The organism is Methylomonas sp. BW4-1 (assembly GCF_052474385.1).
In genome coordinates, this window is the sequence record NZ_CP184125.1 from 3,469,723 (window position 1) to 3,494,746 (window position 25,024).

Here is a 25,024-nt window from a genome sequence, read left to right on the forward strand (position 1 = left end):
GGCGGTTTAAACGGCACCCAAACTGTCGCTGAGAAAAGTATCTAACTGTTGTAGCGCGATTGCTTGCCCCGCTGCAACGGCATGGTCTGCGGCAAGGTTATAACCCCAGAGGGCGAGGAATAATTTCACATCCGCCAACTCCGGATGTTTTTGCACCCCATCGAGAGCCGGTAGGCGATCCTCGGTAAAATAAATCGGCTGGCCCGGATGCCGGGCTTTCAAACCTTTCAGGATTTCCGGTTTGCTGAGCTTGCGGTCCATACCGAAAATCCGTTCGTCGGCCAATTCAATGTTGTTGGCGCTAAGGATTTCCTTCACGAAGCGCTCTTGTTTGGTGGTAATCACGCACCAAAAATGCCGTTGCCCCAAGTCACGCAGTTTTTCCGCAACGCCCGGATACAAGGGATTCTTGGCGATCCAGTCGGCACGATCACTGGCAATCCAATTGTCGCGAGTATCACCGAACAGCTTTTTCAAATCGTCGATGCTTAAATGGATTTCATCCAGCATCCGTTGCACTTTAGCGGCGTAGTTGGCGTAAATAGCGGCAGTGCTTTTGCCCAAATACATGAGGCGGATGATCAGAATAGCTTCGTAACCCGTCTCTATAATCGGCCGCACTTCGCGAAACTGCTCAACGATAGCCTGAGGTACTGCGTCAGGCATGTCTTTCCAAATAGTAGTGCCGGCTTTCCAGCCGGTGATCGCGGTTTCAATCGCGCTGTCGCAGACAACGCCATCAAAATCCAGCGCATAAATAATGGAATCGTTCATTTGAAAGGGAAGCTAAGGTTCACGGAAGATGGCGACTATTGTAACGGATGGCGCGGCGGATAATCTTGATTGCGTCGCAAATCCCGCCAGGAATCGTGCCACTCGCAATTATCAAAACTAGAGTCGATGCCGAGTGTGATTCAGTCGCGTAACTACCTGCGCTCGCCTTTGACTGGTCCAATTCTGGACTGTGTCGATTTTGCTGTCTGCCTGAGGTTTGAGCAAATATTGCGCCGGAAGTACGCGATACGAATCCCCTGACGGATAAGCTTATTTTGTCACCTGTATACTGACAGTGCCTGAATTACCAGATGTATCAGTTGCAATCGCTTTGATAACATGGTTGCCTGCTGAGATTTTTTTGGCGTTCCAGTTATAACTCAAACTACTGCTGGTCGTGGAAGCAACCAACTTGGTATCGATATAAATCTGCACCTTGGCAACAGCGACATTATCTTTTGCCGAAACAGAAACCGCGACCAAACCACTGACTTTAGCCCCGTTCACTGGGTTAGAAATATTAACCGTGGGTGCGATCAAATCAGCAGTGGCTGTATTGCCAGTAGTGCCGCCGGTAGCATTTTGATTCTGTACGCTAACAGCCACGACAGCAGATGAACCCGTATTGCCAGCCAAATCGATTGCGGCAGCAGTTAGGCTAACGTTGCCATTGGCTAGACTACTGGTATCCCAACTAAATTGATAAGGCGCGACACCGTCGGTTCCGACCAACTTGCCATTGGCAAAAAGCGAGACTTGGCTGACGGACACATTATCGCTAGCGGACACCGCTACAGAGGCCAACCCACTAACCACACTACCGGCACTTGGCGACATAATAGCCGCTGTCGGTGCTTGAGTGTCCACTGAAACGGTATTGATAGCTGTTTTTATTGCATTAGCCGCGTTGATTCGCCCATAGCCGTAGTTCAAGTCAAAATTAACACCGGAGACCTTATCGGCAGAACTTTTCAATATTTTCTCGACATTGTCAGGCGTAAGTTTGGGATTGGCTGCCTGAATCAGTGCGACAACACCAGCGGCAACAGGAGTGGCGAGCGAAGTACCGTACCAAGCAGCATAAGTTCCGCCTTTATTGGTCGTCGCGATGGATACGCCCGGTGCGGCAACATCAATGTATTTACCGAAATTCGAGAAGCTTGCTTTCACATCGTTGGTATCTGTAGCGGAAACAGCAATCAGATTTACATTATCTGCAAACCCAGGGTCCAAACCATCATTGCCGGCAGCCACCAATACCAAACCGCCTTTACTGCGCATGTATTGAGCAGCAGAGACTACTGCAGCACTATCGCTTGCGGCATAGCTAAGGTTAGCGACATCAGCACCATTATCCGCAGCCCAGCTCAAGCCTCGTGCAACATCACTCCAATAGGCATAACCACTGGCATCATTTGTAATTCTGATAGGCATGATTTTGGCGTTCCACGCTACGCCTGCCACACCACTGGCATTGTTGGTAACAGCAGCGGCGGCACCCGCCACGGCAGTACCATGTCCATTAATGTCAGTAGTCACCGAACCACTATCTACCGCGTTCCAGCCAGGCACTATATGTGCCGCTAAATCTGGATGTGAACCATCTACCCCACTATCAAGTATCGCAATGGTAATGCCGTCTGCTTTTGAGACATCCCATGCGTTAGGGCTCTGAATTTTAGACAAATGCCAGGCGTTGGCAAATTGTGGGTCGTTCGGAATAGCACTCAATGGCACAGCCATATCGAATTCGGCAAATTCGATATGAGGATTTTTTGACAAGGCCCGCACCACAGCTACTTCAGCATTTTCCGGGACATTGATGACATGAATAGCCGAACTACCGATCTTTTCTGCAATATTACCGCCGTTGAAATGAAGCACTTTTTCAAACTCGGTTTTTGGTAACCCTGCCTTGGGTTGAACTAAAATCTGTCCCGATTTCCACGTTTTGCCGGCTGGTAAATTCGTTGCGGTATTCGGAAAAGCTTGCCCATAAGCAAATCCGGTAGGCAAACTGAACAAACTGACAACCACAACATCCTTAACTCTTAACATTACAATCCCATTCATATAACAAAAAGGCCATTGTAAGGGGCTTAGGGCAAATACTTTATTAAGAGCACATTAAAACTTCTGGGGAACATACGCGAGTTGTCTCGCAAGGATTTGTTTAGCCGACTTGTACAATAAAAAACAGGGGCGAAATACACCCCTGTTTTTTATTGCCTTTCAGTACCGCCAACAAAACTGTTGGCAGTTTTCCGAATACGAAGGCTACTTACTGACGAGAATACTGACGGTACCGGTTTTATTGGCGGTATCGGTGGCAACCGCTTTTATCGAATGGCTGCCGGCAGCCACTTTCTTGACATTCCAGCTATAGCTCAAGGTTTTGTTAGTCGTAGACGACACCAGCTTGTTATCGATATAAAGCTGCACTTTAGCGACGGCAACGTCGTCATTAGCAGCAGCAGAGATACTCACCACGCTACCACTCAGTTTCGCACCGTTAATCGGGTTAGAAATAGTCACAGTTGGCGCCGCTTGATCCGTGGTGCTTACCGTGGTTTGATTTTGTACGTTCGCAGTCACGGCGCTTGATGAACCTTGGTTTCCGGAAAAGTCAGTCGCCACCGCCATTAAATTGATATTGCCGTTTGCCACAGTCGTGGAATCCCAACTGAATGTGTAAGGCGCAGTGCCATCTGTTCCGACCAATTTACCCCCTGCGTAAAATGAAACCTGGCTTACTGCGACATTATCATTAGCGTTAACAGCCACAGAGGTTAAACCACTGACCACAGCGCCAGCGGTTGGAGATGAAATGGCGGCGGTCGGCGCGAGAGTATCTCTAGCCACGGTATTGAGCGCTAATTGCACCGCGGCGTTAGCATTAATACGCCCATAGCCATAGTTTGGATCAAAATTAACGCCGGATACTTTATCGGCAGAATCTTTCAGCACTTTTTCGACATCCGCAGGCACCAAATTGGGATTTGCGGCTTGAATCAACGCGACTACGCCCGCAGTGACCGGGCTAGAAAATGAAGTCCCGTTCCAATTGGCATATCCGCCACCTCTCAAAAGCGTGGCAATAGAAGTGCCGGGAGCGGCGACATCAATAAAGGCGCCAAAATTGGACCAACTGGCTTTCGCGTCATTCCAATCGCTTGCTGAAACAGAAATCATGTAGGGATTATCGGTATATCCGGGATCGACTCCGTCGTTGGCGCCTGCAACAACCACTAATCCGCCTTTGGCATTCATATACTGCGCTGCCGATGACACGGCCGAACTAGCACTCACACCGTAGCTAATATTCGCGACATCGGCACCATTATCTGCAGCCCAACTCAAACCCCTAGCTATATCGCTCCAATAAGCGTATCCCGTAGAATCGTTAGTAATCCTCACCGGCATCACTTTAGCATTCCAGGCCACGCCGGCAACCCCAGTAGCGTTATCGGTGACAGCCGCCGCTGTACCGGCAACAGCCGTACCATGACCATTGATGTCAGAGGTATCAGAGCCGCCGTCCACGGCATTCCAGCCCGGAATCATATGATTAGCCAAATCCGGATGCGAACCATCAACGCCGCTATCCAATACAGCTATAGTAATGCCATCAGCTTTGGAAACATCCCAAGCCCCAGGCGTTTGTATTTTTGCTAAATGCCACGCACCGGCAAAATTCGGATCATTCGGGGTAGTCGTACTCATGGGCTGAACCATATCCAGCTCAGCGAACTCGATATGGGGATTTTTTGATAATGCCCGTACCACCGCTTCTTCCGCTTGTTCAGGAACGCTAACGATATGAACCGGCAAATTGCCGATCTTTTCGCTGCTTTTACCTTGATTGCCCCGCAGAATTTTTTCAAACTCCGCATCCGACAAACCCGCATTGGGTTTAACTAAAATTTGCCCTGGTTTCCAGGTTTTGGCGACGTTACCAGCTGACGCCGGCAACTGTTGCATATCCTGATTTATTTGCAAAATTTCCTGGTCTAGCAAGTATTTATCAAGATAAATGATTGCGGGCACTGCCAGTAGCGCGACACCTAAAGTGATGTATAAATTTTTTTTGTTCATGACTGTTCCCCTCGTTTTTGTTTTGAATATCCAAATCTTAAACACCTCATCCTTGGCTTCTTTGCCTTGAGGCTTTCTGAACGTAAGCTAATTTGAATGTTCTGAATTAGCTTTCTGCTTGGAAGGAAGTCTAAAAAAACTGGGCTGCCATTACTGTGACTTTGCTTTCAGAATCACCATAACAACAATGGGGTAACACATATTGCTAAAGCTACCAGACAATTTCTGGAAAAAAAAACGCCGGTTTAACCGGCGTTTTTTAGGTGTGTAAACAAGTCGGACAATCAGACTTTGCTTTTACGTGACAAACCCATGCCCAACAAACCCATGCCCAGCAAAGCTACAACGCTTGGCTCGGGCACGCTGCCTTGACCACCGCCACCGCCGTCGCGTGTATAGTTACCGATCAGGAAGCCACTATCCGAGCAACCTGCACAACCTGCCGTACTTAGTGATTGCAAATGCGCACCCAATTGACCGGCAGGTAACGTAGCTTCCGAGCTCTGTAGTGCCGCTGCGGAATAAAAGTCATCCAAAGTCCAATTGCGGTTTAAGGTTGCTGTAAATAACAAATTCACGGTATTTGTTACGTCCGCAGCATTGGGTTGGCCTGCCGGATCGAGTGCTTGAAATGAAAACGAAGGATTGAAACTCCCTCCACCTTGAACTGTTGCAGGAGATTGAATCTCCCAGCCAACTGGATTGTATCCCCCAAAAGTTACATCCGCGACGTTGACCAACGACCCCAAGTTGAAATAGAACTCGTCAAGCTTTGCATTCGGATGTAAAGGCGAAGCGATATCCACTGTCCAACTAGCGACTGTATCTACGACATTAATGCCGACGTTGATGAACAGATTGTCCGGATTATTGGTTCTGGGATCGCCTGTTAGGCTACCCGCTACGCTAAATGAGGCCGCTTGAGCGCCTCCTCCGAAAATTGCGGCTGACGATAAAAATCCCGCCAACAGTATGTGTTTAATTTTGGTTTCCATGATGATCCCCCGCAAATAAATTTGTAAAACGTCGAACTATTTCTTTGACTATGATTTCGTGAAAAAGGCACAAAACCCTGAAAATACCTAAGCAAATAGTAGACCATAAAAAATTTATGCTATAAAACATATGCTTAAAAACAAATACCCCCCAAAAAACAACACAGCCTGTAAATTTTTTCGTCAGTATTTGCTTACATTACCGTGCATTACAATTCAAACCTACCTGAGCATCAACTAAGAAAAACTGCGTCGTGGCATCAACTTAATCGGTTTTTCCCCAGGGATTTTCATTAAGTTTTTTTTGCAAATCCAATGCCAGAGCGCTTTTGCAAAGCAATTTCAGGAAAAAATCCCGACGCATTGTCATAAAAATTTAACACTACCCCGAACCACAATTTTCATTTGGAAATTCAGCATATTTGCCTGTAAAAAAAACTGACAAAACACTTGCGCTGTTGAATGTTTTGCCAGTCATGATCAATTGACCCAATCGAAAAATTAAAACTTCGTTTTTTAAATACAGAAAACCTACCTGGGAGAATGCGCCTTAGCTAGTGCTGCCCAAGCGCGGGCCTTGCGACTCGACAAATCAACTATTTCAACGATCTATGGTATAAAGCGCTGCGATTTAATCGTAGCGCTTCCATCATGCTTTGGAATACAAGCCGCGGAAGCTATGCCTAGAAAGCCAATCGGTAACGCTGTAGGTGTTAGTTAGTTTTGGATTAATAACAATATTGAGGGGGACAAATCATGATAGAACTTCTGGTAATCTTAGGGCTGGCAGTAGTCGGTTGGCTGGTCTGGAAAGGCAAACTAAAACTCAAGCCAATTGGCAAGACGCCGGAGAACAAACAGGGGACACCACCTCAACTAACTGCTTCCCGTGCAGCCAATTCCCCTTCGCAACCGAATACCGCGTCGCCAACCACTCCAATAGCGAAAGAAATCGAGACCCCGGTAGAGCCTCCCATCCAAGCGCCTGAACCAATTGCCGAACCCGCGCCACAGACGCCAATCGTCACAGCAGTTACCGAAGAGCCGAGTACACCGACGAAAGAAGAGCCGGCAATCACAATACCGGAAGATTCAGTATTAAAACGCCATTATCTGGCAGCATTGCAAGCGGAGAAAGAGGCCCTCAGCAATCCCTATCCCACCGACTCCGTGCTGCGCCGTCACTACGAAACGCTGCACAAAATCGCATCGCCTCAGCATTCACAAGCGGTGGACGAATCGGTGCCCTCCCAGCCGGAAGCTGCGGCCCAGCCAGCCAGCCCTGTAGAAGCGGTTCTGCCTGAAGATTCGTCAGTGCAGACGCACGACCTTGAGCAATTACGCCGCGAAATTGCAGCCGAATTGCCAACACCGCCTACCGACTCGGTGTTGAAACGCCACTATGACAGCTTAATGCAAACCAAACTGCAACAACGGCTAGCCTCACAATAGGCACTGAGAAATCTCGGCAGGTTTCGACAGCCGCCCATACGCCAGGACGCTATGGGCGGTCGTCCCGCGAGAGAATGGCCTAGGCGCTATACCTTCAAAGCCCATTAAAATTCCTGGTAAGCCCCCATGCAAATATGGGTATGTTGGCACTACAGATTTTTGACAATCCGATGAATAACGGTATGCTGGGTAAATGTTTGTCTATGCATCTTGATGAGGATACATAGGCTTTAAGAAGCGCCATCCCAACGTTTACCACAAGCACAAGTAATTCGACAACTGACCGGCATCAGCATGAATGACATATACCAATTCTCGGCGACTAACATTAACGGCGAAACTGTCGCTTTGGCAGATTACCGCGGAAAAGTGCTGCTAATCGTCAACACCGCCAGTCGATGCGGCTTTACCCCGCAGTTCCGTGGCTTGGAAGCGCTGTACCAGACCTATAAAAGCCGCGGCTTAGTGATCCTGGGGTTTCCGTGTAATCAATTCGGCCAACAAGAACCAGGCGATAGCCAAGAAATTGCCAGCTTTTGCGAACTGAACTATGGCGTTAGCTTCCCCATGTTCGAAAAAATCGACGTTAACGGTAACCACGCACATCCGCTGTTCGAGTATTTGAAAACCGCAGCCCCGGGAATCCTGGGTTTAAATGCCATTAAATGGAATTTCAGTAAATTTCTGGTCTGCCGAGATGGCAAGGTTTTTAAACGCTATGCGCCGATAGACACGCCGGCAGGTATCAGTAAAGACATAGAGCGCTTACTGAGTTTGAGCGACGCCCCCGTTAAGGCGTAGCAAAACTTTTCACCCAATCGCCCGGCCTTACTGCACCGGCAACCGCCGAAGAATCAAGAGTACCCGCCGCCGTAGCAGCACTGACGTCGGTTATCGTCAAGATGCCTTGCGACTCGCCCAAACCCGCTCCCGCCGTACCGCCGGCGGACGCCGAATAAATCATCAGCTTATCACCGACTCTGATTTTATCCTGGGCGCCGGCGGCAATCACAATGCGATTATTGCCAGCCTGGATTACACGGGTGGTAAAGGGATAGCAGCCGAATAATTTGTGAATATCTTCACTGGCCTGCTGAATGATCTCGCTGATGGCGTGACCGGCCGATGTCGAGTTGAAGCGGTCGCTACCCACCGTGTAGCCGCTCGGCAGCGAGACGTCGCCCAGGATGGAATCGGTATAACGATGTTGAAACAGCAAGGCACCGCTAAAACCGTCGTAAACAAATACGTCAATCCCAACACTACGGCGAGCGACAAAATCCCGGACCATGGATTTTAAGTCTGCCAGAGCGCCGCTACCGCGCACGTATTCGGTGGATTCCACCCGAAAATCGCGAATCACACCGGATAACACAAACTGCGCATTCTGCTGTTTGGCGATATTCAGAATTACCGATTCGGCTGTACCCTCGGCAAAGCGAATCTCCGGCGCCATATCGGGCCGGCTATATAAAGAGGTGTTGGTCAGATTACGGCCGATAAAATCGCCGGTTTCCATCAACTGGTTATTAATCTCTCGGGGAATGCCGCTGTATAAATCCTGGCTTTCGGTGCCGCTGATTTGATCGGCATTCATGACCGGAAAACCGGTGGCGACTATTTTTTTCCGATACGGCGAACCGCAGCGCTGTTTATCCGATAACACGGCCAGCGCTTGCACATGATATTGATCGGCATCCTGCCATTCGTCGACCACTTTAATATCACTAACCAGCATCGCCGAGTTATTGTTGCGTTTGAGCTGCAAGGATGCCTGATGCACCGCATCGTCGATAGCAGCGCGGCGGGCCGCTTCGATACCGCCGCCAACGATTGGCGCACTGCCTTGCACGCTGACCTGCTGGCCGGATACGGCAACACCATTTTCATCGCCGCGCCGTTTATCGTTGCCGCTGCTGCAAGCAGCCAGTAATGCGATCAGTAACACTGTTAGCAAGTTTCTATAAGGCACTATAAAATCCGTTGATCAACAAATACTGAAATATTGTCCGCAAACCGGTGTTGGCTATCCATTCCACATCATACAGACCGGCTTCCAGCAAAGTATCGTCCACGACATTGGGCTTTTTGGAAAAGCCAGACACATAATATTGATCGCTACAATCGCGTGCACCGCAGGCCAGGTTGGCCGAAGTCACCGTTGCTGTTTTATAGCCCAGCCGGGTAAACGCCAGTTTGTTATCTTCCTGCAGACACTGGCCGGCGACATAGGTACCGCCGGACATGCATTGGTAAAAACGCGGGCTCAGACGTAATTCAAGAGTCGTTTTTAAATTGTCTCTGACAGTCCGGTAATCGGCGGCACGCGCTTCGCGTAAGTAACTATCCAGATAAACCCGGTAGACCTCGTCACGCATCACTTGAGCGCCGACCGTGGTTTGATTGCCCAATTTTTCTTGATACAGCAAATCCGCCAAGCCGCGATAGGCATCCAGTTTGGCAGCTTGTTGCGCTTGTAACCAGCGTTGATTAACCGCCAGCTTACCGCTATCGTCAAAACGGCTATAACCGGTAGCCCGCAGGGTTTTTCCGGCTGACGGCGACGGCGCCTCGGCACTTTTACCGCCCACGGACGCGCACCCCGTCGCGACTGCCATTATCAACAGCAAACAGATTGTCGTAAACGCTTTCATAACCCCTCCTCCTACTCGCCTAAGTCATCGACTACTTGGGCTTTTTCTTGAGGGCGGATGACAAATTATGCCCTTGAGCCGGTTGAAATTGCTTTTAGCAAATCGCGGCAAAAACTAACTGTGCGTCTTGTCGCCGGCCACTGACCAGAGTTTTTCCAGCTGATACAGTTCGCGAGCTTGACCGGTCATCACATGCACGATCACATCACCCAAATCCAACAAAATCCAGTCAGAACTTTGATCGCCTTCCAATCCCAGCGGCTGCTGCCCCTGCTCCTTGACCTTTTCCACTACATAATCACACAGCGATTTGGCATGCCGAGACGAGGTACCGGTGGCAATGACCATATAATCGGTAATACTGGTTTTGCCACGCACATCGATAGTCTTGATGTTAAGGCCTTTGCGGTCGTCGAGCTCGGTTTCGACCAGCTTAAGTAATGCTTCTGTTTGCATTCAATTTCCTGTGTGATGAATGAGGGGGTTGATATAAATGATGCCGCCGAATCAATTCGATAACCCGGTCAGGCAGTAAAAATTGTGGATCGCGTCCGGCCGCCACCAGTTCGCGGATAGCGGTAGCGGAAATCGCCAGCGCGGTGACTTCCTGAAAGGTTAACAGCCCTGCATTCTGCCGGCGTAATTGGGCTCGGTCTTCGGCGATTCGCCGCTGTAAAAACGCCGATAACGCCAATTCCGCATAGCCGGGGCGGGTCATCACCACGATGTGTGCATAGTCGAATAAGCGTTGCCATTGATGCCAGCGCTCCAAACCGGCAAAGGCATCGGCGCCGATAAACAACAGCAAAGGCGTATCGCCCATTTCGTTGCGTAAGGAATGCAGCGTATCCACCATATACGATGGCCCCGCCCTATCCAACTCGCGCCGATCAACGTTAAATCCGTGAGTATCGGCGACGGCGGCTTCCAGCATTTGCAAACGCAGGTGCGCCGGCACGTCGGGTTCGTCTCGGTGCGCCGGCAGACGGCAGGGAATCAAGCGCAGCTGCTCCAATTCAAACAGCTCTTTCACTTCCAGCGCGGTGCGCAAATGGCCGTAATGGACCGGATTGAACGTGCCGCCGTAAACCCCGATCATTATTGGCGGATATGCCCGTCGCCCAGCACGATGAATTTCAACGAGGTCAGACCATGCAAGCCAACCGGACCGCGCGCGTGCAATTTATCGGTACTGATGCCAATCTCCGCACCCAAACCGTATTCAAAGCCGTCGGCAAACCGGGTAGAAGCATTGACCATCACCGAGCTGGAATCCACTTCGCGCAAAAAGCGCCGCGCCAAAGTGTAATCCTCGGTGACGATGGCCTCGGTATGAGCCGAGCTGTAAGTATTGATATGCGCTATCGCCTCGTCGATGTCGACGACAATCTTGATGGACAAAATCGGCGCCAGATATTCGGTATGCCAATCTTCTTCAGTCGCGCGTACAGCGTTTTTGATCAAGGAACAGGTTTTCAAGCAACCGCGCAGTTCCACGTTTTTTGCCGTGTAGTGTTCGGCCAAAATCGGCAACACCGTCGCAGCAATGCTTTCCGCCACCAACAAAGTTTCCATCGCATTACAGACGCCATAACGATGGGTTTTAGCGTTCATCGCTATTGCCACGGCTTTGTCGATGTTGGCCTTGCCGTCGATATACACATGGCAAATACCATCCAGATGTTTGATGACCGGGATGGTCGCTTCGCCGCTGATGCGTTCGATCAGGCTTTTGCCGCCGCGCGGCACGATCACATCGACATAATCCTTCATCGTAATCAATTCGCCGACCGCCGCTCTATCGGTGGTTTCCACCACTTGCACTGCCTGCTGCGGCAAACCGGCTGCGGCCAAACCGCTGGCGATGCACACCGCAATCGCCCGATTGGAATGAATCGACTCGGAACCACCACGCAAAATACAGGCGTTGCCCGACTTCAAGCACAAGGCCGCCGCATCGACAGTAACGTTAGGCCGCGATTCGTAAATAATGCCGATCACACCCAAGGGCACGCGCATTTGCCCCACCTGAATCCCGCTGGGCTGATAGTTAAGATTGGTAATTTCCCCAACCGGATCGGGCAGCGCGGCAACCTGCTTCAGGCCTTCTATCATGGCTTGGATGCGGGCTGGTGTCAGTTCCAGACGATCCAGCGACGCCGGATCCATACCGTTCTGTTTGCCCGCCGCCAGGTCTTTGCGATTTTCGCTGGCTATCTCGGCGCTACCGGCGGCGATAGCCTCGGCAATTTTCAATAAAGCGCTATTTTTCCGCCCGCTCTCGGCCTTGCTGATCTCGCGGCCGGCCGCTCTGGCCTGTTGCCCCAATTGCTGCATGTACTGTTTAACGTCCACAATTATCGACCCGATGAATTGGAAAAGCCGGCATTATAGCAAGCCGGGCCAAGTTACAACGAATGCGGCAAACTCAACGCCCTTTCCTGCCGTAAATTCGGCACTGCACGACAGAGCCCTTCCCATTGCCAAGCCAGAACCGAGCTCGTAGACTGCAACATTGGATTAACACCCACTTTATTCAAAGGTACCCTGAAATGAGTCAGCTTTTTTCGCCGTATTCCCTCGGCACGGTTACGCTGCCCAACCGTATCGTCATCGCGCCGATGTGCCAGTACTCGGCGACCAACGGCGAAGCCAGCGATTGGCATTTAATGCACCTGGGCAATTTGGCGATGTCCGGCGCCGGCTTGTTGATTATCGAAGCCACTGCAGTGGAACCGGAAGGCCGCATCTCGCCGGCCGATCTCGGCCTCTGGTCGGACGGCACCGAAGCCGCTTTGGCCAGGGTGTTAACTGCGGTGCGAAAATATTCGCAGATACCCATAGCGATTCAGCTGGCACACGCCGGCCGCAAGGCTTCCACCGCCGCGCCCTGGGACGGTGGCGGTCTGGTCAATATCGAACAAGGCGGCTGGCAGACCGTCGCACCGTCGGCACTGCCTTTTATGCCGGACGACCCCGCGCCGACTGCGCTCGATGCCAGCGGATTGCAACGCATCGTGCAGGCGTTTGTATCGGCCGCCAAGCGCACGCATAAACTGGGGCTAGACGCCATCGAGATACACGCCGCCCACGGCTACTTGCTGCACGAATTTCTTTCGCCCTTATCCAATCAGCGTGACGACGAATACGGCGGCTCGCTGGAAAACCGCATGCGTTTCCCATTGGCGGTATTCGAAGCGATGCGGGCTGCCGTGCCTATACAAATGCCTATCGGCGTAAGGATTTCCGCGACCGATTGGGTGGACGGCGGCTGGGATTTGGCGCAAAGCGTGATCTTTGCCCAAGCCTTGCAAGCCCGCGGCTGCGCATTTATCCATGTCTCCAGCGGGGGCCTGTCGCCTTTGCAAAAAATCCCGGTCGGTCCTCATTACCAAGTGCCGCTGGCGGCTAGCATCCGCGCTGAAACTGGCCTGCCCACCATCGCTGTCGGCCTGATCACGGAAGCGGAAGAGGCCGAAGCCATCATCGCCGACGGCCAGGCCGATATGGTGGGCTTGGCGCGCGGCATACTCTACGATCCGCGCTGGCCCTGGCATGCCGCCGCCAAACTGGGCGCGCAAGTCGAAGCGCCGCCACAATACTGGCGCTGCCAGCCGCGCGAACAAAAGGCTTTATTTGGCGACATTCGCTTTCGGCAGCGCTAAGACTTTGAATAGCTTAACCAAGTCAATCAGTCACATAATAAATTCGCCCATGCAGCTGTAGCCGGCTGTATTTAAACATTGGAGATTCATGCGTTTTTTAGGCACTGCAAACCCCGCGTTTTTAAAACTGTTAACTTTTCGCGTGCTCATCGTGCTGGCCTATCAAATCGTGGCGATTGTGGTGGGCTGGCATATCTACGAACTGACGCACGACCCGCTGGCCTTGGGCCTGATAGGCCTGGCCGAAGTGGTCCCGTATTTTTGCAGCGCGCTGTTCGCCGGTTACGCTGTCGATCATTACTCACGGCGCTGGTTCGCGATTTCAGCGTGTTTGCTGTTATGCCTCAACGCCCTGACCTTGACCGCCATCGCCGCGCAATGGATTCCCGATAATCCGCTGGTATTGATGTACGGCTCCATAGCCGTCACCGGCGTGGCACGGGCCTTTATCGGCCCATCCTACAGCGCACTATTCGCCCTGGTTTTGCAACGCGAACAGTATGCACGCGCTGCCGGCCTGGGAAGTTCGGTATTTCAGTTTGCTTTAGTCGCCGGCCCGGCATTGGGGGGGATTCTGGTCGGCTGGGCCGGCAAGACGGTGGCTTACGGCATTTCCGGTGGTTTATGCATACTGGCCGCGCTGGCTTTGTTGTCCTTACGCATCAAGGAACCGCCGGCAGCGGAAAGCGCGCCGATTTTTACGAGCATCGCCGAAGGCCTACGCTTTGTATTCGGCAATCAGATTATTTTGGGCGCGCAGTCGCTGGATATGTTCGCGGTATTGTTTGGCGGCGCGGTAGCCATGCTGCCGGCCTTCATTCACGACATATTTCATTACGGCCCGGAAGGCCTGGGGATTTTACGTGCAGCGCCCGCCGTTGGCGCGGTGATGACCGGCTTGTTTCTAGCCCGGCATCCCCTCAACAAGCACGCCGGACGCTGGTTGCTGATCGCCGTAGCCGGCTTTGGCTTTTGTATGATCGGCTTTGCGCTTTCGACCAATTTTTGGGTAGCAGGCCTGGCCTTACTGTTGTCTGGCATTTGCGACGGGGTATCGGTGGTAATGCGCACCACCATCATGCAATTGGCCACGCCGGATAATATGCGCGGCAGAGTCGCGGCGATCAACGGCATATTCATCGGCTCGTCTAACGAACTCGGCGCGTTCGAATCCGGGGTTGCCGCTCGGCTGCTGGGCTTGGTGCCGTCAGTAGTGTTTGGCGGAGGCATGACGCTGTTGGTAGTGGCGGTTACGGCTAAATGCGCGCCTAAACTACGCAGGCTGGAGCTTAATCAGCTCCAGTAATCTTCGTGTCAATTGCCCAAAACAGCGGTTTTATTCAGACTTTTTTCCGCGCATCAGTAAAAAACCTGCGCCAATAGTGGCTACCACTAAAACCAACATCAAGATTGGATGCTGATAAAACATGTCAAAAAATGCACCGGTGCTTTGCGATGTACCTCTGTAATACGGACCCATAATTTCTCCCCTATTTTTGCTTAATTGTCAGCTCTTTAGGCGGATAAGCTGATTCAAGTTAAAGAATTTACCTTGCAATTCAAGCTTGTCCAATTTTATTAGCCCGACTACCTACCAAACCTATAGCCACACTATTCGCGTGCCCTTAAATTGAGCCCCCTCGGCAGACTCAGGGCGAATGGGTTAAGCATCGATTCAAAAATTCCAGTGATGCACTAAAATTTAGTCTGGCTACATAAACTTCGACCGGCCAAGAATAAACAAGCCCTTCCCTTATTCTGCGTATAGAAATTATTCGAATCGCCTGGTTAAAATGGGAATAACAATAAACGTAGCCAAACCGCTGATGCCCCTTTTGCATTAGCATCAGGAGCTATCCCATGCCGCCGTTCGTCCAACATCGCACACTCAGAATTCTGCTGTCGATGGTCATTCCGATTTGCGGTGCAGTCTTCCAATATCATCTGTGGGACATCCTAAAACCGACCATCTGGATTTTTCTGTACCCTTCTGTATTTTTAAGCGCCGCCGTGGGTGGTCTGGTCGGCGGCTTGCTGGCTACGCTGATAGCGGTGGCATTAGCCGATTTTCTGTTTATCCCGCCAAGCTTTACCTTTTACATTGCAGAAACTCGCAGCATCTATTCGATGTGTATATTTTTCTCGATGGGCATACTGTTCAGCATTGTCTTCGAGCAACTGCACCGCTCTCTGCTAGCAGTCAAACGTTTGTCAAGTTTTGAAGTCAATAGCTATTCACAGCGGCTGGACCAAGCGCTCAGTGTTGCCGACGCTGGCATCTGGGAATGGCACGTCCCCAGCGGCGAAGTGTTTTGGAGCGAGAGCTTATGGCGGCTCTACGGTCTTAAAAAAAATAGTTGCCAGGCCTCCTACGACAACTGGCTAAGCACCATCGCCGAAGAAGACAGAGCGACAACACACGAAGCAATGGACCAAGCACTCAAACAAAAAGCCGACGTCCTGTTAGAGTGGCGAGTGCATTCCAAGCTGGACGGCCACACCCACTATTTGCTGTCGCGCGGCCAGCCGCTGTTGGACGAGCACGGAGAACTCCTGCTTTATCGCGGCGTGGTGATCGACATCACTGACCGCAAACAATCGGAACACGTACTACAGCAACTCACGCAAGAACTCGAAGATAAAGTCGAAGCAAGGACCAAAGAATTTTTCGATCTATACAACCAAGCGCCCTGCGGTTACCACTCGTTGTCGCCCGAGGGAACGATTTTACGGGTCAATCAAACCGAGCTGGATCTTTTGGGCTATACCAGCGATGAGTATTTAGGCCACCCGATCACCGAGTTCATGACACCCGACAGCCGAAAGCTATTCGAAAGTCACTTTCCGGAGTTTATGCGTACCGGTCACGTGCGTGATCTGGAGTTCGATTTTTTTTGCAAGGACGGTAGTATCCGGCCATTTCTGGTTAACGCCGATTTGATCCGGAATGCTCAAGGCGAGGCCCAGTACTCGACCAGCACCTTGGTGGATGACCGCGAACGTAAAGCCCGCGAACAAAAGCTCCAGGACCTGAACAAATTTCTCAACGAAGTATTAGAAGTGCTGCCCTTCGGTGTGGTGGTCTACGACGAGTCGTATAAAGCCGTTTTCCGTAACAGCTTGTTTGGCAAACTTTTAAGTTATCCCTCCGAGCTGTGCAAAAAAGAACCTCTGTATTTTGCCGATGCCATTCGCTTCAATTTTGACCGGGGCGACTATCCGAATCGAACTTTTGATGACGTCCTAAACGGCTTCATCGATATGATGGCAGCGCGCGAAACCGTGTGTTTTGAACGCCAGCAAGCCAATGGCATTTATTTGGAGATTTGCGGCCAACCCATCAGTAATGGCTGGACCTTACTGACTTACACGGACATCACCCCGCACCGCTTAGCCGAACAATCGCTGGAAACCGCTCGCGGCGCAGCCGAGGCCGCCACCCGCGCCAAAAGTGCATTCCTGGCCAACATGAGCCACGAGATTCGCACCCCGATGAACGCCATACTGGGCTTGGCATATCTGCTGGAAAAAAGCGAATTGCCGGGCGATGCTAACCATTTGGTCAGCAAGATTCGCATGGCCGGACGTTCGCTGTTGGGCATCATCAACGATATTCTGGACTTTTCCAAAATTGAATCGGACAAGCTGGAAATCGAACACGCACCGTTTCGCCTGGGAGATGTGCTGGATAATTTATCGACCATTATGTCCACGAACGCCGGCGAAAAAGAACTGGAACTGATCATCGCCCAGCCACCCAGCAAAACCAAACAACTTTATGGTGACGCGCTGCGGCTAGAACAGGTGTTGATTAACCTGACCAGCAATGCGATTAAATTCACCGAGCAAGGTCATGTGGAACTAGCGATCGCAGTGACCGCCGAAGACGACCAGCAGATAACCTTGAGATTTGCAGTTCGCGACACCGGCATCGGCATTCCGGCGGACATACAGCAGGACATTTTTTCGCCATTTTCTCAAGCCGACAGTTCGACGAGCCGTCGATTTGGTGGCACCGGCTTGGGCTTGAGTATATGCCGACGTTTAATTGCGGCTATGGGCGGCGAATTGCAGGTCACCAGCATCCCGGGCAGCGGCAGCGAGTTTTGGTTTAACTTGACGTTTAAACGCGGCCAAGACGTTTGGCTGGCCGCACCGGACATGGCGAATCTCCCGGTATTGGTGGCGCACGGTAATCCAATCGCCCGCGAAGTGTTGGCAGATATTGTGGCCGGATTGGGCTGGAACGCAACAGCGGTCGGTTCGGGCTCGGCCGCCCTTCAACATATCCAAAGCCGCTTGCTGGCGCGAGAGCCCAATCAAGTTCTGCTATTGGACTACAAAACCCCGGGCATGGACGGCTTCACCGTCGCCAATAAAATCCGCAACGAACTCAAGGACCATCACGACCCAATTATCATTATGGTCACCGCTCACGCTAGTAACGCCCTGCAGACTCACAGCGACATGCGCCACGTAGACGCCTTACTGACCAAGCCGGTCACCGCTTCGGCACTGTATAACACGGTGGCACGCGCATTACGGGTGCGCCAAGGCGGCGAGCCGCTTAGACCTAAACATGCCCAGCAGCGCCTTGCCGGCTTACGCATCTTGGTGGTGGATGACAGCGACATCAATCGTGAGGTAGCACAACGTATTCTGGAAGGCGAAGGCGCGCATGTCGAACTGGCCCATCACGGTCGCCAGGCCCTTGAATGGCTGGAAGCGCATGAGAACGGGATCGATATTGTACTGATGGATGTGCAGATGCCGATCATGAACGGTTACGAAGCCACCCAGCGCATCCGCCGTATGCCGGCCTTGGCCGATCTGCCCATCGTGGCACTGACCGCCGGCGCGTTTATGGAACAACAAGAGTTGGCACAAGCAGCAGGCATGACCGGCTTTATTGCCAAACCGTTTGATGTGGATGCCGCCATCGCCTTGATTATCAAGTTGACCGGCGGAACTCGTCAAATTGCGCCGATGTATAAACCCCATCTTGCCATACAGCCCAATACTTCAGATCTCGAGCTACCGAGTTTGGACGTCGAACGCGGCCTAAAACTTTTCCCGGATGTAAGTACTTACCAACAATATTTACGTAAGTTTGCCCGGGATTACGCCGACAGCTTACACACTATCAAATTCGCGGACACCGCTGAAGCACGGGCGTTTCTTCATAAGCTGAAGGGTGTTGCGACCACCCTGGCCCTACTAGAACTTGGCAAACAAGCGGCAGAAGTTGAACAGCAGCTAGTTAGGGGCGCGGAAATAACTGGACCCTTGCGAATTTTAAAGTCTGCTTTAGACAAAGCACTGGATTCGATTGCTGAATATGCCCCCGACAAACACGTTGTGGACAACACCCAAGCAAAAACGATAGACCGGCAACAACTGACAGCACTCCTTGCGCAGATGCTCGCTATATTGGCAAACGATGACATGGTGGAATTTAGGCCGCTGTTGCTTGAACTTGATAAGACGGTCGGACCTACTAGCCTTGAACCATTAAACCGAGCCATCGAGAACTATGATTTTCGAACTGCGGAAGCTGAAGTCAGGACACTTGCAGCTGAACATTCTATTACTCTGTGAGCATTGCCATGCCTAACGGTCCTATCTTAATTATTGACGACGAGCCGCAAAATCTGCGGGTGCTGGAGCAAATCTTAGCAGGCAAATATAAGTTGGTGTTTGCTCGCAACGGCCATGAGGCGCTGGCGGCTACACGTAAATTTCGACCGTCTCTGATTTTATTGGATATTCAACTGCCGGATATGGACGGTTATACGGTGTGTCGGCAGTTAAAAGCTGATCCGCTTACCGAAAGCATTCCGGTGATCTTTATCACGAGTTTGGCGGATGCCGATGATGAAGTCACTGGTTTTGAGGCCGGCGCGGTGGACTACATCGTTAAACCGGTTTCATCACCGACAGTAAGGGCGCGCGTACAAACCCACCTGTCCTTGGTACGCGCGATCCATCTGGAAAAAAGTCATCGCGACGCCATCTACATGCTCGGTGAAGCCGGCCATTACAATGACAACGATACCGGGGTGCATATCTGGCGCATGGCGGATTATGCGGGCGCCTTGGCACGTGCCCTAGGCTGGGGAGAAGAACAATGCCGGCTCATCGAATTGGCGGCCCCGATGCACGACACCGGCAAAATAGGCATCCCGGATGCGATTCTGAAGAAATCCGGCGCATTGGATGCCAGTGAATGGATCATCATGAAAACCCACCCCAGAATCGGCTACGACATCCTTAGCAAAAGCGATGCACCGGTCTTTAAGATGGCAGCGGAGATTGCCTTACACCATCATGAGCATTGGGATGGCAGTGGTTATCCCGATGGACTGGCTGGCGAGTTAATTCCCGAATCGGCGCGTATCGCAGCCTTAGTCGATGTGTTCGACGCGCTGACGATGAAACGTCCATACAAAGAAGCTTGGCCTAACGAGCAAGCAATAGCCACCATTCAAGCGGAAAGCGGCAGCCATTTTCAACCAGCGATGATCGAGGTCTTTATTGCCGTTCTACCCGAGATCTTAGCGATTCAAGCCAAATGGTCCGAATGCGAGGCCACGTCCAGGGTGTGATAACTGCGCATTTATCGATCTGCGAACTGACCAAACGGGTATTGTCATTGAAATGAGAAATTATCACCTCGCCAAGGGTTGTCTAGATCCGAAAGCTTCAAAAAATCCAGTGTCAGGCACATCCCAATAGTCTGGATTGACTTCCCGGTTTGGGACTCCAGCATTCTCTGGAATGACGGCATACTTGAAATATTCTTATAATCAGGAAGATTTAGCTGAAATGCGTCATTCACACAACCGATGTTATTGGATAAAAGGACCTATATGGCATTGCCGGACCCGTCACTGCAAAGCAGGAATTTGCCGTTGGATTTTTTTAGAGGTTTGGCGTTGATGGTGATTTTTATTAACCACATGCCGGATAACCCTTGGTTTTGGTATACCCCTTCGCGATTCGGCCTCAGCGATGCGGCGGAGGTTTTCGTGTTTTCATCCGGCTTTGCCTCCGCACTAGCCTATGGCCGCTGTTTCCAGCGCGCAGGGTTGTGGCTGGGAGTGATTCGAATCTTGCATCGCTGCGTACAAATTTACAGTGCGCATCTGGCTTCTTTTGTACTGCTGGCTATGGTTTGCGTCGTTGGTAATCGCTGGGTGCCGGAAATGGATGATATTCAACGTCTGAACATAACCTATTTTTTCGACGCCACCCAGCAAGCGCTGTATGACTTGTTCACCTTGGCTTATGTACCCAATTATTTCGACATCCTGCCCATGTATCTGGTGATGATGTTATGGCTGCCGATATTCTGGGCGCTGTCTCGTTTACATGTCGGCGTGGCCCTAGCGAGTTCGGTAGCGCTGTATTGGGCAAGTTTTCACTTCGGCTGGGAATTGAGCGCAGATCCGGCGAGCGGTCGCGCCTGGTATTTCAACCCCTACAACTGGCAATTGATGTTTTTTACCGGTTACGCATTTGGCGCAGGCTGGGCCAGAGTGAACCTAAAATACAGTTGGCTGTTGTTGGTCTGTCTGGCGATCATCCTGGTTTCGATTCCTTTGGAGCATGAAGCGACGTATACCCGAATTGAGTTCTGGGGCAATCTGCGTGCAACCTTGGCGCCCTGGCTCGACAAAAGTCACTTGGGAGTGTTGCGTTGGCTGCATTTACTGGCATTGGCTTATGTCATGTATCGCTTGTGCGACTGGCGATCTCAGTGGCTAAATTGGACGCTGCCGCGCGCCGTTGTCATCATGGGCCAGCAATCGTTACCGATTTTCCTTTGTTCCATGGTGCTTTCTTATGCCGGCGGCATCTGGCTGGACCAACTTGGGCGCGACGAATGGTCGGCAGCAGCCTTAGTCAATCTGAGCGGCATCGGGCTGATGTTGCTAGCCGGCCAACTCATGGCTTGGCTGGACACCAAACCCTGGAAGCCTTCCCCGGAAAGATTGGCGCAAAACGATAGCAATCGCTATTCCGCACTATTGACTCCCGATTATCGCTTGAGCAACCAAGTCTTGGCACTGCCCTGTTTGATCGGCTTGGCCGCGCTGCCTGCGGTGTTGACCAATCCACAACATGTCGGCGAAGAGGTCACGCCCGACCTAGTCGTTCAAGTACACGAAACCGATACCGAGGCTTTACAGCCTGTGGAGGCGTTGTTACCAGAAACCGCCACCGACAAGATGATCGACAACCGGCAACAGCTGTAACGGATTTTAAGGCCGCGGAAGCATAAGCGGTTCATCGGTTTTTCTGGCAGTTGCTGCTGAGTCTTTTATCTCCCGTGCGATTGAAAAACCGTCACCCGCGCTCGGCTTAGCACAACAGCAGGGGCGCCGCTGACATCCGCCAATCGCCTGGTACATTTGGCTAACGGTGATGTAGAAACATCACCCGTGAAATCGGAACCATGCAGATGGATAATCATATGAAAGAGTTAAACAAGGGTTTGTTCGGTTTGATTGGCAGCGCATTGTTTTTCCTGCCCACGCCGGCAATCGCTGAGACCTTATCCCAAGCGCTGGATTTGAGCGGGCATTGGGTCGGATATTTGTGTGTGGGCCTGTTTGCAGTCGCTTATCTACTTGTAGTGCTGGAAGAAGTCTTGGAATTACGCAAATCTAAGCCGATGATGTTGGCGGCGGCATTGATTTGGGTGGCGATTGCTCTGGTTTATAAGGATCAAGGCTTGTCGTCGGTCGCGGAAACGGCGATTCGGCACGATGTGTTGGATTATGGCGAGTTGTTGCTATTCCTGATTGTCTCGATTGCCTACATCAATGCCATGGAGGAGAGACGGGTTTTTGATAGCCTGCGGGCTTGGCTGGTTAACAAAGGTTTGAGTTATCGCCAACTGTTTTGGGTAACGGGAATCCTAGCTTTTTTGATCTCCTCGGTATCCAATAATATGACTACTGCAATGTTGATGTGCGCAGTGGTCATGGCGGTCGGCAAGGATAATCCCAAATTTGTTGGCATTGCCTGTGTCAATACTGTGGTAGCCGCCAATGCCGGCGGCGCGTTTTGCCCCTTTGGCGACATCACCACTTTGATGGTCTGGCAAAAAGGCATCATCGAGTTCTGGGCATTCTTCACGTTGTTTGTGCCATCGGTGCTTAACTTCCTGATTCCCGCTGCCATCATGCATTTTGCCATTCCGAAAACTCAGCCAAGCCCTCTTCATGCCCAGGTTGTCACACGTCGCGGCGCCAAACGTATCGTGGTGTTATTCCTGCTCACGGTGCTCACGGCAGTCGGCTTTCAGAATAGCCTGCACATGCCGGCTGCGGTGGGCATGATGGCTGGTCTGACCTATCTGCAATTGTTCGGCTATTTTCTGCATATTACCCACCGCGACGAACCGGAACTGGGCCTAGACCCGATGTCCGGCGAGGAAAACCCCGCTGCCGACGACGAGGATAGTATGCGCTTCGACGTCTTTCATCATTTGGCGCGCATGGAATGGGATACCTTGCTGTTTTTCTACGGCGTGGTGCTGTGTGTGGGTGGTATGAACTTTCTCGGCTATTTACGCCATTTATCAGAGTTTCTGTACGGCGAACTTGGCGCAACGCCTGCCAATGTCTTAGTTGGCCTGATCTCGGCATTGATAGATAACATTCCGGTAATGTTTGCAATTTTAGCCATGCGCCCCGAGATGTCGGAAGGTCAATGGCTGCTGGTCACGCTGACGGCGGGTGTTGGCGGCAGTTTGTTGTCGGTCGGCTCGGCAGCAGGCGTGGCGCTTATGGGCCAAGCCAAGGGCATTTACACCTTCATGACTCATCTGAAATGGACGCCGGTGATTGCCCTAGGGTATTTGGGCAGCGTGGCTGCGCACTTTTTAATAAATTCCGCGCTTTTTTAGCTCTGCAGTCCGACAAATGGGGGGGATACGCGCGACTTATCCACCCCAAAGTTCCGCATGTGGCTGTGTGTCGAACGAGTGCATTCATGGTCATACTGGACAAAACTTGCCCAACTATCCGTCCAAGCGAGACAGCCGCATAGGCTCTTTCATCGTAAAGGCCACCAGCATCGATACGGCCGCGCATGCGCTAACGTAGTATGCAAACCATTCCGCGTGTCCCAGGCTTTTCAGCCAAAGCGCCAGATACTCGGCAGTGCCGCCGAATATCGCTACGGTCAAGGCATAGGGAAAGCCCACCCCCAAGGCCCGAATATGCACCGGAAACAGCTCGGCTTTGACGATGGCGTTAACTGACGAATAGCCCGAGACAATCAGCAATGCACAAACATACCAGCCCAACGCCGAAGCCATGGTTTGCGCGTGGCCCAATAGATCAAGCAATGGCGCCGTAAACAGGGTTGCACCGGCGCCAAAGGCAATCAGCATCGTACGGCGGCCAACGTAGTCCGAAATCAAGCCAAACAGCGGCTGTAGCAACATGAATACAATCAAGGCCAGCGTGCAGATCGTCGTGGCGTCGTCCTTGCTAAAGCCGGTGGTGTTGACCAGATACTTTTGCATGTAGACAGTAAAGGTGTAATACGACAAGGTCCCGCCGGCGGTCAAAGCCACCACCGTCATTACCGGTTTGGGATAGTTCAGCAGTTCCCGTAGCTGGGCGCGTTGGCCGGGAAAAGTCTGTTGTTCGACAAAAGCCGTGGTCTCGGCCATATTGCCGCGTAAGCCCATCGCCACCACCGCCAGCAAGCCGCCGACGATAAAGCCGATACGCCAACCCCAATCATGCAGCTCTGCGCTGCTCAACAGGCACTTTTGCAAGAGCATCAATAAACCCAGGGCCAGAATTTGCCCCAACACGATAGTGACGTATTGAAAACTGGAGTAATAGCCACGCCGCTCCCGTGCGGCCATTTCACTTAGATAAGTGGCGGAGCTGCCGTATTCGCCGCCGATACTAAACCCCTGCAACATGCGAGCGAACAATAACAAACCCGGCGCCCACATACCGATTACCGCATAGCCAGGCGTGCAAGCGATGATTAACGACCCTAAACACATCAAGCTGACCGAAAACAGTAAAGCGCTTTTGCGACCTTTGCGGTCCGCCAGGCTACCCAGCCACCAACCGCCCAGAGGTCTGAAGATAAACCCAACCGCAAATATCGCCGCATTATTCAACAACTGGGCAGTTTGATCGGTTTCCGGGAAAAAAGCCGGGGCAAAGTACAAGGCAAACGCAGCGTAAATCGCCCAATCAAAATATTCCACGAGGTTGCCAACCGAGCCGCTGAAGATATTGAACAGCCGCCTTGTTTCCGAGTACGGGGCATTGGAATGAGACATGTCGTTTAAGCCGATGAGTTTTTGCACATCTTAACTTACGCCCCCCGTTGAACCACACCCATTTCG

The 25,024-nt window shown here is 51.7% G+C and carries 18 protein-coding genes; 8 read left to right on the plus strand and 10 right to left on the minus strand.

The annotated features are described in order from the left end of the window. Positions 1-6: 6 nt before the first annotated feature. From ACH5Y9_RS16085 to ACH5Y9_RS16100, 4 genes are all read right to left on the minus strand, one after another. Positions 7-774: an HAD family hydrolase gene (locus tag ACH5Y9_RS16085; protein WP_445366807.1), complete on the minus strand. Its 768-nt coding sequence runs from the start codon at positions 772-774 to the stop codon at positions 7-9. A 270-nt stretch (positions 775-1,044) separates the two neighbouring features. Next, positions 1,045-2,832 carry a S8 family serine peptidase gene (locus ACH5Y9_RS16090; protein ID WP_445366808.1) on the minus strand — a complete coding sequence of 596 codons (1,788 nt, stop codon included), beginning with the start codon at positions 2,830-2,832 and terminating at the stop codon, positions 1,045-1,047. A 219-nt stretch (positions 2,833-3,051) separates the two neighbouring features. Next, a complete protein-coding gene (locus ACH5Y9_RS16095; protein ID WP_445366809.1) occupies positions 3,052-4,914 on the minus strand; it encodes a S8 family serine peptidase in 1,863 nt (620 codons plus the stop codon). A gap of 239 nt (positions 4,915-5,153) precedes the next feature. Then, the gene (locus ACH5Y9_RS16100; protein WP_445366810.1) at positions 5,154-5,864 is read right to left on the minus strand and encodes a PEP-CTERM sorting domain-containing protein; all 711 of its coding nucleotides are present in this window, start codon (positions 5,862-5,864) and stop codon (positions 5,154-5,156) included. Positions 5,865-6,620: 756 nt separating this feature from the next. Between ACH5Y9_RS16100 and ACH5Y9_RS16105 the strand changes: the two genes are divergently transcribed. Further along, entirely contained in the window at positions 6,621-7,316 is a 696-nt protein-coding gene (locus tag ACH5Y9_RS16105) for a hypothetical protein (protein ID WP_445366811.1), read from the plus strand. A gap of 294 nt (positions 7,317-7,610) precedes the next feature. Then, positions 7,611-8,117, plus strand: a complete 507-nt coding sequence (locus ACH5Y9_RS16110) for a glutathione peroxidase (protein WP_445366812.1) — start codon at positions 7,611-7,613, stop codon at positions 8,115-8,117. On the opposite strand, the gene ACH5Y9_RS16115 is transcribed toward ACH5Y9_RS16110, so the two are convergent. The 5 genes from ACH5Y9_RS16115 to ACH5Y9_RS16135 form a co-directional block, all read right to left on the minus strand. Then, a complete protein-coding gene (locus tag ACH5Y9_RS16115; protein ID WP_445366813.1) occupies positions 8,107-9,288 on the minus strand; it encodes a flagella assembly protein FlgT middle domain-containing protein in 1,182 nt (393 codons plus the stop codon). The two genes, ACH5Y9_RS16110 and ACH5Y9_RS16115, sit on opposite strands and share 11 nt — an antisense overlap. Further along, positions 9,278-9,970, minus strand: coding sequence for a hypothetical protein (locus tag ACH5Y9_RS16120; RefSeq protein ID WP_445366814.1), 693 nt, complete (start codon positions 9,968-9,970; stop codon positions 9,278-9,280). The genes ACH5Y9_RS16115 and ACH5Y9_RS16120 overlap by 11 nt, the downstream gene beginning before the upstream one ends. A gap of 114 nt (positions 9,971-10,084) precedes the next feature. Continuing rightward, the gene (gene rsfS / locus ACH5Y9_RS16125; protein ID WP_101051849.1) at positions 10,085-10,426 is read right to left on the minus strand and encodes a ribosome silencing factor; all 342 of its coding nucleotides are present in this window, start codon (positions 10,424-10,426) and stop codon (positions 10,085-10,087) included. Beyond that, a complete protein-coding gene (gene nadD / locus ACH5Y9_RS16130) occupies positions 10,404-11,069 on the minus strand; it encodes a nicotinate-nucleotide adenylyltransferase (protein ID WP_445366815.1) in 666 nt (221 codons plus the stop codon). Before nadD ends, rsfS begins: the two co-directional genes overlap by 23 nt. Beyond that, positions 11,069-12,307, minus strand: coding sequence for a glutamate-5-semialdehyde dehydrogenase (locus ACH5Y9_RS16135; protein ID WP_445369898.1), 1,239 nt, complete (start codon positions 12,305-12,307; stop codon positions 11,069-11,071). The genes nadD and ACH5Y9_RS16135 overlap by 1 nt, the downstream gene beginning before the upstream one ends. A gap of 215 nt (positions 12,308-12,522) precedes the next feature. On the opposite strand from ACH5Y9_RS16135, the gene ACH5Y9_RS16140 reads away from it, so the two are divergent. From ACH5Y9_RS16140 to nhaD, 6 genes are all read left to right on the plus strand, one after another. Continuing rightward, a complete protein-coding gene (locus ACH5Y9_RS16140; RefSeq protein ID WP_445366816.1) occupies positions 12,523-13,635 on the plus strand; it encodes an NADH:flavin oxidoreductase/NADH oxidase in 1,113 nt (370 codons plus the stop codon). 88 nt (positions 13,636-13,723) lie between these two features. Further along, entirely contained in the window at positions 13,724-14,941 is a 1,218-nt protein-coding gene (locus tag ACH5Y9_RS16145) for an MFS transporter (RefSeq protein WP_445366817.1), read from the plus strand. A gap of 554 nt (positions 14,942-15,495) precedes the next feature. Continuing rightward, entirely contained in the window at positions 15,496-19,233 is a 3,738-nt protein-coding gene (locus ACH5Y9_RS16150; RefSeq protein ID WP_445366818.1) for a response regulator, read from the plus strand. 8 nt (positions 19,234-19,241) lie between these two features. Continuing rightward, entirely contained in the window at positions 19,242-20,240 is a 999-nt protein-coding gene (locus tag ACH5Y9_RS16155; protein ID WP_171696353.1) for an HD-GYP domain-containing protein, read from the plus strand. A 306-nt stretch (positions 20,241-20,546) separates the two neighbouring features. Further along, positions 20,547-21,893 carry an OpgC family protein gene (locus tag ACH5Y9_RS16160; RefSeq protein ID WP_445366819.1) on the plus strand — a complete coding sequence of 449 codons (1,347 nt, stop codon included), beginning with the start codon at positions 20,547-20,549 and terminating at the stop codon, positions 21,891-21,893. A gap of 218 nt (positions 21,894-22,111) precedes the next feature. Beyond that, the gene (gene nhaD, locus ACH5Y9_RS16165) at positions 22,112-23,551 is read left to right on the plus strand and encodes a sodium:proton antiporter NhaD (protein WP_445366820.1); all 1,440 of its coding nucleotides are present in this window, start codon (positions 22,112-22,114) and stop codon (positions 23,549-23,551) included. Positions 23,552-23,665: 114 nt separating this feature from the next. Here the strand turns inward: nhaD and ACH5Y9_RS16170 are convergent, their stop codons facing one another. After that, positions 23,666-24,958 (minus strand): MFS transporter, encoded by a 1,293-nt coding sequence (locus ACH5Y9_RS16170; protein WP_445366821.1) that lies wholly within the window; start codon positions 24,956-24,958, stop codon positions 23,666-23,668. Positions 24,959-25,024 lie beyond the last annotated feature (66 nt).

Excerpts from the sequence above, each read along its gene's own strand:
- ACH5Y9_RS16085 (WP_445366807.1), bottom strand. The coding sequence starts at position 774 with ATGAACGATTCCATTATTTATGCGCTGGATTTTGATGGCGTTGTCTGC.
- ACH5Y9_RS16090 (WP_445366808.1), bottom strand. The coding sequence starts at position 2,832 with ATGTTAAGAGTTAAGGATGTTGTGGTTGTCAGTTTGTTCAGTTTGCCT.
- ACH5Y9_RS16100 (WP_445366810.1), bottom strand. The coding sequence starts at position 5,864 with ATGGAAACCAAAATTAAACACATACTGTTGGCGGGATTTTTATCGTCA.
- ACH5Y9_RS16105 (WP_445366811.1), top strand. The coding sequence starts at position 6,621 with ATGATAGAACTTCTGGTAATCTTAGGGCTGGCAGTAGTCGGTTGGCTG.
- ACH5Y9_RS16110 (WP_445366812.1), top strand. The coding sequence starts at position 7,611 with ATGAATGACATATACCAATTCTCGGCGACTAACATTAACGGCGAAACT.
- ACH5Y9_RS16120 (WP_445366814.1), bottom strand. The coding sequence starts at position 9,970 with ATGAAAGCGTTTACGACAATCTGTTTGCTGTTGATAATGGCAGTCGCG.
- rsfS (WP_101051849.1), bottom strand. The coding sequence starts at position 10,426 with ATGCAAACAGAAGCATTACTTAAGCTGGTCGAAACCGAGCTCGACGAC.
- nadD (WP_445366815.1), bottom strand. The coding sequence starts at position 11,069 with ATGATCGGGGTTTACGGCGGCACGTTCAATCCGGTCCATTACGGCCAT.
- ACH5Y9_RS16135 (WP_445369898.1), bottom strand. The coding sequence starts at position 12,307 with ATGCAGCAATTGGGGCAACAGGCCAGAGCGGCCGGCCGCGAGATCAGC.
- ACH5Y9_RS16140 (WP_445366816.1), top strand. The coding sequence starts at position 12,523 with ATGAGTCAGCTTTTTTCGCCGTATTCCCTCGGCACGGTTACGCTGCCC.
- ACH5Y9_RS16145 (WP_445366817.1), top strand. The coding sequence starts at position 13,724 with ATGCGTTTTTTAGGCACTGCAAACCCCGCGTTTTTAAAACTGTTAACT.
- ACH5Y9_RS16150 (WP_445366818.1), top strand. The coding sequence starts at position 15,496 with ATGCCGCCGTTCGTCCAACATCGCACACTCAGAATTCTGCTGTCGATG.
- ACH5Y9_RS16155 (WP_171696353.1), top strand. The coding sequence starts at position 19,242 with ATGCCTAACGGTCCTATCTTAATTATTGACGACGAGCCGCAAAATCTG.
- nhaD (WP_445366820.1), top strand. The coding sequence starts at position 22,112 with ATGAAAGAGTTAAACAAGGGTTTGTTCGGTTTGATTGGCAGCGCATTG.
- ACH5Y9_RS16170 (WP_445366821.1), bottom strand. The coding sequence starts at position 24,958 with ATGTCTCATTCCAATGCCCCGTACTCGGAAACAAGGCGGCTGTTCAAT.